This window comes from Chromohalobacter israelensis DSM 3043 (genome assembly GCF_000055785.1).
GTDB classification, from domain to species: Bacteria; Pseudomonadota; Gammaproteobacteria; order Pseudomonadales; family Halomonadaceae; genus Chromohalobacter; species Chromohalobacter israelensis.
The window spans coordinates 3,472,436-3,485,955 of sequence record NC_007963.1 but is presented as its reverse complement, the minus strand read 5'-3'; the positions used below and the strand labels follow the sequence as shown (position 1 = coordinate 3,485,955).

Sequence of the window (13,520 nt, the reverse complement as noted above, 5' to 3'; positions counted from 1 at the left end):
ATGACACAGACTTCGACTTCCACCGCCACGCCCATCGCCACCGACGCTTTCGTGCTCCACGACGAGGATCGGGCGGCGATCGCCCATGAGCGCGACCACTACCCGCATCCGCAGGCGGCCAGCATCGAGGCGCTCAAGATCGTGCAGAGGCGTCATGGCTGGGTACCGGACGCGGCCATCGACGCCATTGCCCGTGAACTGGGCGTATCCCCCGCCAGCGTCGAGGGCGTGGCGACCTTCTATAGCTTGATCTTTCGGCAGCCGGTGGGGCGTCACGTGATCCTGCTGTGCGACAGCAGTTCCTGCTTTCTGACCGACTACGAGGCGCTGCGCGATGCCTTCTTCGAGCACCTGGGCATCGGCTTCGGACAGACCACGCCGGATGGTCGTTTCACGCTGTTGCCGGTGTGCTGCCTGGGTGCCTGCGATCGCGGTCCGGCGTTGATGATCGGCGACGATACTCACGGGCCGGTCGCGCCCGAGGAGATCCCCACGTTGCTGGAGGCGTACGCATGAACTGGGAGAACGAGGCATGAGCCGGATTCTGCAAGACCGTGACGAGCGCCGCCCCGAAACGCATCCATTGACCTTTCGGCTCAACGACGACGGCACCCCGGTGATGCTCGAGGCCTACCGCGAGCAGCAAGGCTACGCCAGCGTCGAGCGGGCCTTTCGAGACCTGACCTCGAAGACGCTGATCGAGGAGCTCAAGACCGCCAACCTGCGCGGACGCGGCGGCGGCGGCTTCTCCGCCGGGCTCAAGTGGAGCCTGACGGTGCAGGGCGAGGGCATCCCGCGGGGATACATCGTCTGCAACGCCGATGAAATGGAGCCCGGGACCTTCAAGGACCGCCTGCTGCTCGAGCAGCAGCCGCATCTGCTCATCGAAGGCATGATCCTGGCCGGTTTCGCCAACAACGCCTATCAGGGGTACATCTTCATGCGCGGCGAATACGTCGACGCCGCACGCACGGTCCAGCGCGCGCTGGACGAGGCCCGTGCCGCCGGCTGGCTGGGCCGAGATGTCGCCGGCAGCGGCTGGGACTTCGACATCGCCCTGCACACCGGCGCCGGCCGCTACATCTGCGGCGAGGAAACCGCGCTGATCAACTCGCTGGAAGGCAAGCGTGCCAACCCCCGGGCCAAGCCGCCCTTTCCGGGCCAAAGCGGGGCCTGGGGCAAGCCCACCGTGGTCAACAACGTCGAGACGCTGTGCAACGTGCCATCCATCGTGCTGCACGGCGCGGACTGGTATCAGGGGCTCTCGCAAGGCAAGAGCGGCGATGGCGGCACCAAGCTCTACGGCGTTTCCGGCAAGGTCAAGCGGCCCGGCTTGTGGGAGCTGCCCATGGGCACGCCGGCCACCGAGCTGATGGAACGGGCCGGCGGCATGCGCGAGGGGCACACGCTCAAGACCTGGCTGCCGGGCGGCGGCAGTACCGGTTTCCTGCTGCCCGAACACCTCGAGCTGGCGCTGGATTTCGACACCATCGGCAACGCCGGCAGCCGTCTGGGCACGGGGCTCATCGCCGTGGTGGCCGACGATCAGAGCGTGGTGTCGTTGACGCGCAACCTGGAAGAGTTCTTCGCTCGCGAATCCTGTGGCTGGTGCACGCCGTGCCGCGATGGCCTGCCCTGGAGCGTCAAGCTCCTGCAGGCGCTGGAAGCCGGCGAGGGCGAGCGCGGCGATATCGACTTGCTGGAGTCGCTGGCCGTGGATCTGGGCCCGGGGCGGACCTTCTGCGCCCATGCGCCGGGCGCGGCGATGCCGCTGGCGTCGGCGATCCACTATTTCCGCGCGGAATTCGAGCGTGGCGTCACGCGCGGCCAGGGCGTCGCGCATGCCGATCCGATCCCGGTGGGTAGCGTATGAACGAGGGCACGATGACGACGGGCGAGGAGCGATAATGGCAACGATTCACGTGGATGGCCGGGACTACGAAGTCGACGGCGCCGACAACCTGCTGCACGCTTGCCTGTCGCTGGGGCTGGATATTCCGTATTTCTGCTGGCATCCGGCGATGGGCAGCGTGGGTGCCTGCCGCCAGTGCGCGGTCAAGCAGTACAAGAACGCCGATGACACGCAGGGCATGCTGGTGATGTCGTGCATGGCGCCGGTACAGGACGATGCCTATATCTCCATCGAGGATGAGGAAGCCAAGGCGTTTCGTGCCAACGTCATCGAATGGTTGATGATCAATCACCCGCACGACTGCCCGGTCTGCGAGGAAGGCGGTCACTGCCACCTGCAGGACATGACGGTGATGACCGGCCACGACAGCCGCCGTTACCGCTTTCGCAAGCGTACCCACAAGAACCAGGACCTGGGGCCGTTCATCGCTCACGAGATGAACCGCTGCATTACCTGCTATCGCTGCGTGCGCTTCTACCAGGATTACGCCGGTGGCGGCGATCTGGGCGCCTTCGGGGCGCACGACAACATCTACTTCGGGCGTTTTCAGGAGGGCACGCTGGAAAGCCCGTTTTCCGGCAACCTCACCGAGGTATGCCCCACCGGGGTATTCACCGATCAGACCCACTCCGAACATTACACCCGCAAATGGGACCTGCAGTTCGCGCCCAGCGTCTGTCATCAGTGCGCGGTGGGCTGCAACATCAGCCCCGGCGAGCGTTACGGCGACATTCGGCGTATCGAGAACCGCTACCACGGCGACGTGAACCATTATTTCCTGTGTGATCGCGGACGCTTCGGCTACGGCTACGTGAACCGCGAGGACCGCCCCCGAGTGCCGGAGTGGCGCGAACGCCAGCGCGTCGATGCGGGGCCCGGCGCGGCCGGCGTGGTGGGCGGTACCATCAGCCTGGAAATCGACGATGCCCTGGATCGCGCCGCCGACGGGCTGCGCAGCGCACGGCGCGTGATCGGTATCGGATCGCCACGCGCGAGCCTGGAAAGCAACCACATGCTGCGCACCCTGGTGGGCGACGAGAACTTCTCCACCGGCATCGATGCCCGCGAGCTCGAGCTGCTGGTGCGGATGAGCGAGCTCAACACCCGTTGCGGCCTGCCGTCTCCCAGCCTGCGCGAGATCGAGGCCTGCGACGCCGTGCTGGTGCTCGGCGAGGACCTGCTGCAGAGCGCCGCGCGCATGGCGCTCGCCGTGCGTCAGGCGATCAATGCGCGTGGCGACGCGCTGGCCGCCGAGCGTGGCATCCCGACCTGGAATGCCGAGGCGGTCAAGACCCTGGCCCAGGAGGCGCATCATCCGCTGTTTCTGGCCACGCCGGAGGCCACCGGCCTGGACGAGCTGGCGGAGAGGACGCTGCACGCGGCACCGGACGACATCGCGCGACTGGGATTCGCGGTGGCGCATTGTCTCGACGCCGAGGCGCCCGCGCCCGAAGCTCTGGATGACGTGACCTGGGCGTTGGCGCGGCGCATCGGCGAGGCCCTGCTCGCGGCCGAGCGGCCGTTGGTGATCGCCGGCGGCTCGCTGGGGTCGCCGGCGGTTCTCGAAGCGGCCGGCAACGTGGCGCGTGCGCTGGCGCGCCGTGCCCAGGCGGGGGCACTGTCGCTGGTGCGTCGCGAGGCCAACAGTACCGGGTTGGCCCTGCTCGGCGGACAGTCGCTGGAATGGGCTCTGGATCTTTTGGCCAATGGCGATGCCGATGGCGTGGTGGTTCTCGAGAACGATCTTTACACGCGTGCCGCCGCCGCTCGGGTGAATCCCGCCTTGCAGCGTGCCGACTGCGTGGTGGTGCTCGACCATCAGCGGACCGCGACCTGGGAAAAAGCGGACATCGGCCTGCCGGCGGCCAGCTTCGCCGAGAGCGATGGCACCCTGGTCAGCCTGGAGGGGCGGGCCCAGCGTTTCTATCAGGTCTTCGAGCCCAGTTACATCCGTCCGGAGACACGGATTCGCGAGAGCTGGCGCTGGCTCAACGCGCTCAAGGCCAGCGTCGAGCGCCAGCCGGTGACGCCGCTCACGCTGGATGAGGTGACGCGCGAGGTGGCCGCCACGCATTCGGTGCTGGCGCCGGTCGGCGACGCGGGGCTGAGCGCGGCCTATCGCGTGCACGGGCTGCGTCTGGCGCGCGAGCCCCACCGTTACAGCGGTCGCACCGCGATGCGCGCCAACCTCGATGTCAGCGAGCCGCGCGTTCCGCAGGACCCCGACACGCCGTTCGCGTTTTCCATGGAAGGTTATGCGGGCTATGACGAGCCACGCCGCGAAGTGGCCTTTGCCTGGGCGCCGGGATGGAACTCACCACAGGCCTGGAACAAGTTTCAGGACGAGGTCGGCGGCCACCTGCGCGCGGGGGACCCGGGCGTACGGCTGCTGGCGCCGCTGCCCGGCGATTATGATTACGTACGCGACCTGCCGGCGGCCTTCGCGCCGCGTGACGAGCAGTGGCTGGCGGTACCCCAGCCACGCCTGTTCGGTGGCGAGGAAACCTCGGCACGCGCCGAGCCGATCCAGGCGCGGATGGACGCGACGCGTTTCACGCTGTCGGCGCGTACCGCCGAGCGGCTGCGCCTGACGCCCGATGCAGCGATGACGCTGATCCTCGGCGAACGGCGCCTCACGTTGCCCGTCACGATCAGCGCGACGTGGCCTGACGGCACCGTCGGTGTGCCGAGCCAGGCTGGTCTGCCCCTGGCCGCACCCGAGTGGGCACGGCTCGAGGCCGGGGAGGTGAGTGCATGAGCTGGTGGACGCCTCAAGTCGCCGCGATCGCGTTCGCGTTGTTCCAGGCGGTGGTGATCCTGCTGGCCGCCGTGGGCGCGGCAGCGTTGCTGACCATGGTGGAACGACGCCTGCTGGGGCTCTGGCAGGACCGTCACGGCCCCAACCGCGTGGGGCCGTTCGGTGTGCTGCAGATCGTCGCCGACATGCTCAAGATCGTCTTCAAGGAAGACTGGATCCCTCCCTTTGCCGACCGCGGGCTCTTCGTGCTGGCGCCGGCCATCGCCATGGCCTCGCTGTTGCTGAGCTTCATGGTCATTCCCATCACGCCCAGCTGGGGCGTGGCGGACCTGCACATCGGCTTGCTGTTCTTCTTCGCCATGGCGGGCATCAACGTCTATGCGGTGCTCTTCGCCGGGTGGTCGAGCGGCAACAAGTACGCCCTGCTGGGGGCAATGCGCGCTTCCGCCCAGACATTGTCCTACGAAGTCTTCATGGGGCTGTCGCTGATGGGCGTGGTGGCCATGGCCGGCTCGTTCAACATGCGCGAGATCGTCGCCGCCCAGGAGACGCTATGGTTCATCGTGCCGCAATTCTTCGGCTTCTGTACCTTCCTGGTCGCGGGGATCGCCGTGACCCACCGGCATCCGTTCGATCAGCCCGAGGCCGAGCAGGAGCTCGCCGACGGCTATCACATCGAATACTCGGGCATGAAGTGGGGCATGTTCTTCGTCGGCGAGTATGTGGGCATCGTGCTGGTGTCGGCGCTGATGGTGACCCTGTTCCTGGGGGGCTGGCACGGGCCCTGGCTGCCGCCCATCGTGTGGTTCTTGCTCAAGACCGCCGTGTTCGTGGGGTTCTTCATATTGCTGCGCGCGGCCTTGCCCCGACCTCGTTACGATGCGGTGATGAGCTTCGGGTGGAAAGTCTGTCTGCCGTTGACCCTGATCAATTTGCTGGTGACCGGTGCGCTGATCCTGATATTCAGCCCCGCCGGTGGCTGAGCGTCGAGACCTGAAGGAGACCGTGATGATCAAATCGCTGCTCGAGGGAACCTGGTCGCAGTTGCGGACACTCGGCATGGTCTTCATGCATGCCTTTCGCAAGCGCGAGACCCTGCAGTATCCGGAGGAGCCGGTCTACCTGTCGCCGCGCTACCGCGGCCGCATCGTCCTGACCCGCGATCCCGATGGCGAAGAGCGTTGCGTGGCCTGCAACCTGTGCGCGGTGGCATGCCCGGTGGCGTGCATCTCGCTGCAGAAAGGCGAACGCGACGATGGCCGCTGGTACCCGGAGTTCTTCCGTATCAACTTCTCGCGTTGCATATTCTGCGGCCTGTGCGAGGAAGCCTGCCCGACCTCGGCCATTCAGCTCACCCCGGACTTCGAGATGAGCGAGTATCGGCGTCAGGAACTGGTCTATGAGAAGGACGACCTGCTGATCTCGGGGCCGGGCAAGGACCACAACTACAACTTCTATCGCGTGGCGGGGCTGTCGATCGCCGGCAAGGGCAAGGGGGAAGCCCAGAACGAAGCCGAGCCGATCGACGTCAAGTCGTTGATGCCCTGACGAGGATAGGGAGACTCCATGGAAATCGCGTTTTATCTCAGCGCCGTGGTTGCCGTGCTGGCGACGCTCGGGGTGATCACCGGCACGCACCCGGTGCACGCCCTGCTGTACCTGATCGTCTCGCTGATCGCGGTAGCGCTGGTGTTCTTTGCGCTGGGCGCGCCGTTCGCCGGGGCACTGGAGGTCATCGTTTACGCCGGGGCGATCATGGTGCTGTTCGTGTTCGTGGTGATGATGCTCAACCTGGGCGAGTCGACGGCACAGCAAGAACGCGCCTGGCTGCGTCCGCGCACCTGGCTGGGGCCGGCGGTGCTCAGTAGCGTGTTGCTGCTGGTGCTGCTGACCAGCTTGATCGGCGCCGACGTGGGCGGACGCATCCATGGCGATACCTTGACCGCCAAGGCGGTGGGGACGCTGCTGTTCGGACCTTATCTGGTCGTCGTCGAGCTCGCCGCGATGCTGCTGCTGGCGGCGCTGGTGGCGGCCTCCCATCTGGGGCGCAGCGAAGCCCACGATGAAGCGGGCGCGGTCCGCCATGTGCCGGGCACGCGTACCGCCGACGGTCGAGGACGCGCCGCCAGCGAACGCGCGACCGGGGACGCAGCATCGAGCAAGGAGAGCGAACGATGAATGGCATTCCCATGGAGCATGGCTTGATCCTGGCGTCGATCCTCTTCGCGCTGGGCCTGGTGGGGCTGATGATGCGCCGTAACATGCTGTTCGTGCTGATGAGCCTGGAAATCATGATGAATTCGGCGGGGCTGGCCTTCATCGTGGCCGGTACGCGCTGGGGGCAGCCCGACGGCCAGGTGATGTTCCTGCTGGTCATCACCCTGGCGGCGGCCGAGGCCAGCGTGGGGCTGGCGCTGTTGTTGCAGCTCTATCGGCGGTTCAAGACTCTGGATATCGATGCGGCGAGCAGGTTGCGCGGATGAATCTACTCACTCTGACGTTTTTGTTTCCCCTGCTGGGGTGTTTGATCCTGTCTCTGGGCGGCTCGCGCCTGACGCTGCGTGGTGCGGCGACGGTCGGGGTCGTCGCGCTGGGGCTGGCGGCGGCCGCTACCACCTGGGTGGGGCTCGATTTCCTCGAGCGCGGCTCGGCGGCACGGGTCGTGAAGCTGTGGACCTGGATCGACGTGGGCGACTTCCAGCCCACGATGGGACTGCTGGTGGATGGCCTGTCGATCACGATGCTGGGCGTGATCACCGGGGTGGGGTTCCTGATTCATCTTTTCGCGGCCTGGTACATGCGCGGCGAGACGGGCGTGCGCCGCTTCTACGCCTACATGAACCTGTTCGTGTTCAGCATGGTGCTGCTGGTGCTGGGCGACAACCTGCTGCTGCTGTATCTGGGCTGGGAAGGGGTCGGCCTGTGCAGTTATCTGCTGATCGGCTACTACTACCAGACATCGGCCAATGGCTGGGCGGCGTTCAAGGCCTTCCTGGTGACGCGCATCGGCGATGTGCTGATGGCGATCGGCCTGTTCATCCTGTTCGTGGAGCTCGGCACGCTGGATATCCAGACGTTGCTGGCGCGCGCGCCCCAGGTCTGGGCGCGCGGGGATCTGATGGTCGAGCTGGCCACGCTGATGCTGCTCGGCGGGGCGCTGGGCAAGTCCGCGCAGCTGCCGCTGCATACCTGGCTGGCCGATGCCATGGCCGGCCCCACCCCGGTGTCGGCGTTGATTCACGCGGCGACCATGGTGACCGCCGGGGTATATCTGATCGCGCGCATGCACGGCCTGTTCCTGCTGGCGCCGGACGTGCTGACGCTGGTCGGCTGGATCGGTGCGCTGACCCTGCTGCTGGCGGGCTGCGCCGCACTGGCACAGACCGATATCAAGCGGGTGCTGGCCTACTCGACGATGAGCCAGATCGGTTACATGTTCCTGGCACTGGGCGTGGGCGCCTTCGATGCGGCGATCTTTCACCTGATGACGCATGCCTTCTTCAAGGCGCTGCTGTTCCTCTCGGCGGGGTCGGTGATCGTTTCCTGCCATCATGAGCAGGACATGCGACGCCTGGGCGGCCTTTGGCGCAAGCTGCCGCTGGCCTATGCCGGGTTCGTGGTCGGTGGCGCCGCGCTGGCCGCCCTGCCGCTGGTCACGGCAGGGTTCTACAGCAAGGACGAGATTCTCTGGGAGGCACTGGCATCCGGGCATATCGGCCTGCTGCTGGCGGGTCTGGTCGGGGCGCTGCTGACGTCGCTGTACACCGTGCGCTTGATCGTGGGCACCTTTCACGGCACCCCCGGCAGCGATCACAGCCGGCATGCCGATGCCGGCCGCGGGCTCGTGCACGGCGTGCCGCTGGTGGTGCTGATCGTGCTTTCGACCCTGGTCGGGGCCTGGATTCATCCGCCGCTCGACGAGGTGCTGCCCGCCAGTCCCGGTGCGGCTCAGGAAGTGGGCCGTCATGCGCTGGAAATCGCCGCGATGCTGGTGGCCGTGGGCGGTGTGGCCGTGGCGTTGTGGCTGTTCGTCTGGCGGCGCGAGCTGGTGGCTCGTCTCGTCGCCTTGCCGGAAGGCGCGCGCGTGTGGCGCCTGTGGCATCACGCCTGGGGATTCGATGCCCTTTACGACGTCGTGCTGGTCAAGCCGTTCCGAGGCCTGGTGTGGCTCTGGCGCGGCGACTGGATCAATCGGCTGTGCAACCTGGTGCCATGGCTGGCCCGTGGCCTGCGCTGGTTGCTCACCCGCACCCAGACCGGCCGGCTGCGTCACTATGCCGTTTCCATGACGCTGGGGGCGACCGTGGTCTTGATCTTCCTGGCTTTGGGGTAAGCGATGTACGACACGACGAAACGACCGGGTGGCGGTCATACCGGGCAAGCTGAGGGGGCGCGGCGCTGATGATTCTGGTCTGGTTGATTCTGATCCCCTTCATCGGCGGCCTGCTGTGCTGGCAAGCCGAACGTCTCGGTGAACAGCCGCCGCGCTGGATCGCCCTGGGCACCATGCTGCTCGAACTGGCGTTGGTGCTGGGCGTCTGGTGGCAAGGCGATTTCGCCCTGAACACGGCGCAGGGTGCCGCGGCCTGGGCCATCGAATGGCGCGCGGACTGGATTCCGCGCTTCGGCATCGAGGTGCATCTGGCGCTGGATGGCCTGTCGCTGATCATGATCGCGCTCACCGGGTTGCTCGGGGTGCTGGCGGTGGTGTGCTCGTGGCACGAGATCGCCCGGCGGATCGGCTTTTTCCACCTCAACCTGCTGTGGATCCTGGGCGGGGTGGTCGGCGTCTTCCTCGCCATCGATCTGTTCCTGTTCTTCTTCTTCTGGGAAATGATGCTGGTGCCGATGTACTTCCTCATCGCGCTATGGGGGCACAGCGGTTCCACGGGCAATACGCGCATCCAGGCGGCGACGAAGTTCTTCATCTATACCCAGGCCAGCGGCTTGTTGATGCTGGTCGCGATCCTCGGGCTGGTGTTCGCGCACCATGCCGCGACCGGGGAGTACAGCTTCAGTTACGAAGCCCTGCGGCATACCGCGCAGAACGAACTCTCCGACGGCATGGCGTGGTGGCTGATGCTGGGATTCTTCATCGCCTTCGCGGTCAAGATGCCGGTGGTGCCGCTGCACGGCTGGCTGCCCGATGCTCACGCCCAGGCGCCTACCGCCGGGAGCGTCGATCTGGCGGGGATCCTGCTCAAGACCGCCGCGTACGGCATGCTGCGCTTCGCCTTGCCGCTGTTTCCCGAAGCCTCCCAGGCGTTCGCGCCGGTCGCCATGGGGCTGGGGATCCTGGGCATCTTCTACGGGGCGATTCTCGCCTGCGGTCAGCATGATCTGAAACGCTTGATCGCCTATTCGAGCATTTCGCACATGGGCTTCGTGCTCATCGGCATCTACAGCGGTACCGAGCTGGCGCTGCAGGGTGTGGTGGTGCTGATGGTCGCGCACGCCTTTTCGGCCTCGGGGCTGTTCATTCTCAGTGGCCAGCTCTACGAACGCCTGCATACGCGCGACATGCGCCTGATGGGCGGTCTCTGGGGACGCATCAAGGGCCTGCCCGGCTTCGCGCTGTGCTTCGTGGCGGCCTCGATGGGCATGCCGGGGACCGCCAATTTCGTCGGCGAGTTCCTGGTCTTGTTCGGCAGTTTCGAGGCCTGGCCCTGGGTGGTCGTGATCGCGAGCGTTGGCTTCGTTCTGGCGGCAATCTATTCGTTGTTCATCATGCAGCGTGTCTACTTCGGCCCGGCCAAGGAGGAAACCCCGCTGGGCGGACTCGACCGCCGCGAAGGCGTGATGATGCTCGGTCTGCTGGCCCTGGTCCTCTGGGTGGGGCTCTATCCGGCACCGTTGCTGAGCACGTCGGAGGCGGCGATGCAGAACGTCGAACGCATCATGACGCTGGAACAAACGCCTGCCATGTCTGAGGAGACGCCATGACGTCGTTGCTTGCTCTTTCGCCGCTGATCCTCGTCTGCGCCACGGCCATCGTGGTGATGCTGACCATCGCCTGGCGTCGGCACCACGAGCTGACGGCGACTCTGACCGTGGTGGGGCTCAACCTGGCGCTGGCGGCGCAGGTCGTGGCGTGGTGGCAGGCGCCGGTGAGCGTGACGCCGCTGATGACGGTGGACGGCCTGGCGGTCTTCGGTGGCGTGTTGATTCTGATCGCCACACTGGCCTGTGCCACCCTCGGTCATGCGTACCTGGAAGGCGCGCAGGGCCCCCGCGAGGAGTATTACCTGCTGCTGCTGTGTGCCGCCGCCGGGGGGCTGGCGCTGGTGAGCAGCCGGCATCTGGCCGCGCTGTTCTTCGGCCTGGAACTGCTGTCGATGCCGCTCTATGGCATGCTGGCCTACACCTACCGCGAGCGCGGGGCGCTGGAGGCGGGCATCAAGTACATGGTGCTTTCCGCAGCCGCCTCCGCCTTCCTGCTGTTCGGGATGGCGCTGTTGTATTCGCGCACCGGGCATCTCGACTTCGCCGGCCTTGGCGAGGCGCTGGCCACGGCCGGCGGCGACGGCTGGCTGATGGCTGGCATGGGCATGATGCTCATCGGGCTGGGCTTCAAGCTCTCCATCGTGCCGTTCCACTTGTGGACGCCGGATGTCTACGAGGGAAGCCCCGCCCCGGCGGCCACCTTCCTGGCCTCGGCCAGCAAGGTGGCGGTGCTGCTGGTGTTGCTGCGCCTGCTGCAGAGCTCCCCCGTGCAGGATGCCTGGCTGCACAGCCTGCTGGCGGTGCTGGCCTTCGTGACCATGCTGGTGGGTAACCTGCTGGCCTTGACCCAGAACGACCTCAAGCGCCTGCTGGGGTATTCCTCGATCGCGCATTTCGGCTATCTGCTGGTGGCGCTGGTGGTCAACGACGGTCTGGCCGCGGAGACCGCCGCGCTCTATCTGGTGACCTATGTCCTGACGACCCTGGGCGCCTTCGGTGTGGTGACGCTGCTGTCGAGCCCCTATTCGGGAGCGGATGCCAGCCAGCTGCACCATTACCGGGGGCTGTTCTGGCGGCGCCCCTACCTGACCGCCGTGCTGACGGTCATGATGCTGTCGCTGGCGGGGATTCCTTTCACCGCCGGGTTCATCGGCAAGTTCTACATCGTGGCGGTGGGCGTCGAGGCGAGTCGCTGGTGGCTGGTCGGCGGTGTCGTGGCCGGCAGTGCCATCGGTCTTTACTACTACCTGCGGGTGATGGTGACGCTCTTCCTGCCGGAGCCGGGCATGCAGCGGCGCGACGCCACCACGGACTGGGCACAGCGTGCCGGCGGCGTGGTGGTGCTGGGACTGGCGGCGCTGGTCGTCGTGCTGGGGGTCTATCCCGCGCCGATGATCGATTGGGTCCGGTTCATGGTCGCCGGCTGACGCGGCGGGGGATCAGGGCGTGGCGACGGTATCGTGCAGGCTGCGCTGGCATGCGGCGGGGAGCTGAATGTCCACCGCCACCGGCAGGTGGTCGGAAAACAGCCGGTCGAGCACTTCGAAACGTTCGGCATGCAAGGCGCTGGAGATCAGAATGTGGTCGAGCGCGCGGCGTGGCTGCCAGGCCGGGTACGACAGCGGCATCGCCACCGGATGCAGCGGCAGGGCATGGCAGAAGCGCTGGTGCGCGTTGATCTGGTCCGGCGTGCAATTGAGATCGCCCATCACCACGACGTGACGCAATGGCTGGATGATCTCGCTGAGGTAGTCGAGTTGTCGGGTACGCGTGCGATGGCCAAGCGCCAGGTGCGCGACGACCAGGTGCAGCGCATCCGGCCCCTCGCCGAAACGGGCATGTATCGCCCCGCGTCCCGGCAAGGTGCCGGGCAGGCGATATTCGTCCACCTGCCGGGGCGTCAGGCGCGAGAGCAGCCCGTTGCTGTGCTGCGCGACACGTCCCAGGTTGCGATTGAGCTGCTGGTAATGGTGCGGAAAGCCGCCTCGCTTGGCGAGGTACTCCACCTGATTGACGTGTCCCGACCGGAAACTGCCCCCGTCGACCTCCTGAAGGCCGACGATATCGTAGTCGCGCAGGGTGTCGCCGATCAGGTCGAGTCGCCCCTGACGCTTGGGATGCGGCAGGACGTGCTGCCAGCTGCGCGTGAGATAATGATGATAGGCCGACGTATGGATGCCGACCTGCAAGTTGCAGGTCAGCAGGCGTAACGAGTGAGGCGCCCGGGAGGCGGGCGCCGCGGCGGCATTACTCATCGCGTTCGCTGCGTACCTTGTCGATCAGGGCGTCGGCGATCTTGGGCATGTTGTCCAGCGCGCCGGCGCTGCTGGGCGTGATCACGTAGCGCCCGTCGACGACCAGGGCAGGCACGCCCATGATCTGGTAGCCGCGCATCTTGGCGCTGGCCTGGTTGAGCTGGCTTTTGACGCCGAACGAGTCGAGGGCCTCGAGCGCCTCGTCCTTGCTGACCCCGTACTGGGTGAAGAATTCGGCGATGTCGTCCGGTTCGGTGAGGCGTTGCCCCTGTTCGTGAATGGCATCGAAGAAGTCGCTATGCATGTCTTCCTGAATGCCCAGTTCCTTGGCGGCGTAGAAGGCACGGGCATGCTTGGTCCACGTCTCGCCCATGGTGGCGGGAATGCGCTGGAAGGCGACATCGTCGGGCAGTTCATCGACCCAGGCATTGAGCGGCGCTTCGAGCGCGTAGCAATGCGGACAGCCGTACCAGAACACCTCGTTGACCTCGATCTTGCCCTCCGGTACCTCGGTCTTCACCGGCTCGTCGAGCACCGTGTAATCCTCCCCGGCGACCGGCTCGGCGGCCATGACCAGCGTTGACAGGCTCATGCCGGTGACCAGCACTAACAACGACTTCAACATGCAACTCTCCTTGATGAAAAACGGGCC

The 13,520-nt window shown here is 66.2% G+C and carries 12 protein-coding genes; 10 read left to right on the top strand and 2 right to left on the bottom strand.

Features of this window, described 5'->3' with window-relative positions:
- The 10 genes from nuoE to nuoN all read left to right on the top strand — a co-directional run bounded on the left by nuoE (position 1) and on the right by nuoN (position 12,040).
- Entirely contained in the window at positions 1-516 is a 516-nt protein-coding gene (nuoE, locus tag CSAL_RS15860) for an NADH-quinone oxidoreductase subunit NuoE (RefSeq protein ID WP_011508419.1), read from the top strand.
- 16 nt (positions 517-532) lie between these two features.
- Positions 533-1,873, top strand: a complete 1,341-nt coding sequence (gene nuoF / locus CSAL_RS15855; RefSeq protein WP_011508418.1) for an NADH-quinone oxidoreductase subunit NuoF — start codon at positions 533-535, stop codon at positions 1,871-1,873.
- 34 nt (positions 1,874-1,907) lie between these two features.
- Positions 1,908-4,670, top strand: coding sequence for an NADH-quinone oxidoreductase subunit NuoG (gene nuoG / locus CSAL_RS15850; RefSeq protein ID WP_011508417.1), 2,763 nt, complete (start codon positions 1,908-1,910; stop codon positions 4,668-4,670).
- Positions 4,667-5,653, top strand: coding sequence for an NADH-quinone oxidoreductase subunit NuoH (nuoH, locus tag CSAL_RS15845; protein WP_011508416.1), 987 nt, complete (start codon positions 4,667-4,669; stop codon positions 5,651-5,653). The genes nuoG and nuoH overlap by 4 nt, the downstream gene beginning before the upstream one ends.
- Positions 5,654-5,678: 25 nt before the next feature.
- A complete protein-coding gene (gene nuoI, locus CSAL_RS15840) occupies positions 5,679-6,218 on the top strand; it encodes an NADH-quinone oxidoreductase subunit NuoI (RefSeq protein WP_011508415.1) in 540 nt (179 codons plus the stop codon).
- Positions 6,219-6,236: 18 nt separating this feature from the next.
- Entirely contained in the window at positions 6,237-6,848 is a 612-nt protein-coding gene (gene nuoJ / locus CSAL_RS15835) for an NADH-quinone oxidoreductase subunit J (protein WP_011508414.1), read from the top strand.
- Positions 6,845-7,153 carry an NADH-quinone oxidoreductase subunit NuoK gene (nuoK, locus tag CSAL_RS15830; RefSeq protein WP_011508413.1) on the top strand — a complete coding sequence of 103 codons (309 nt, stop codon included), beginning with the start codon at positions 6,845-6,847 and terminating at the stop codon, positions 7,151-7,153. The genes nuoJ and nuoK overlap by 4 nt, the downstream gene beginning before the upstream one ends.
- Positions 7,150-9,003 (top strand): NADH-quinone oxidoreductase subunit L, encoded by a 1,854-nt coding sequence (gene nuoL, locus CSAL_RS15825; RefSeq protein ID WP_011508412.1) that lies wholly within the window; start codon positions 7,150-7,152, stop codon positions 9,001-9,003. The genes nuoK and nuoL overlap by 4 nt, the downstream gene beginning before the upstream one ends.
- A gap of 68 nt (positions 9,004-9,071) precedes the next feature.
- Positions 9,072-10,613 (top strand): NADH-quinone oxidoreductase subunit M, encoded by a 1,542-nt coding sequence (nuoM, locus tag CSAL_RS15820; protein ID WP_011508411.1) that lies wholly within the window; start codon positions 9,072-9,074, stop codon positions 10,611-10,613.
- Positions 10,610-12,040 carry an NADH-quinone oxidoreductase subunit NuoN gene (gene nuoN, locus CSAL_RS15815; protein ID WP_011508410.1) on the top strand — a complete coding sequence of 477 codons (1,431 nt, stop codon included), beginning with the start codon at positions 10,610-10,612 and terminating at the stop codon, positions 12,038-12,040. Before nuoM ends, nuoN begins: the two co-directional genes overlap by 4 nt.
- A 12-nt stretch (positions 12,041-12,052) precedes the next feature.
- On the opposite strand, the gene CSAL_RS15810 is transcribed toward nuoN, so the two are convergent.
- Positions 12,053-12,868, bottom strand: coding sequence for an endonuclease/exonuclease/phosphatase family protein (locus tag CSAL_RS15810; protein WP_011508409.1), 816 nt, complete (start codon positions 12,866-12,868; stop codon positions 12,053-12,055).
- Positions 12,861-13,493, bottom strand: a complete 633-nt coding sequence (locus CSAL_RS15805; protein ID WP_011508408.1) for a thiol:disulfide interchange protein DsbA/DsbL — start codon at positions 13,491-13,493, stop codon at positions 12,861-12,863. The genes CSAL_RS15810 and CSAL_RS15805 overlap by 8 nt, the downstream gene beginning before the upstream one ends.
- Positions 13,494-13,520 lie beyond the last annotated feature (27 nt).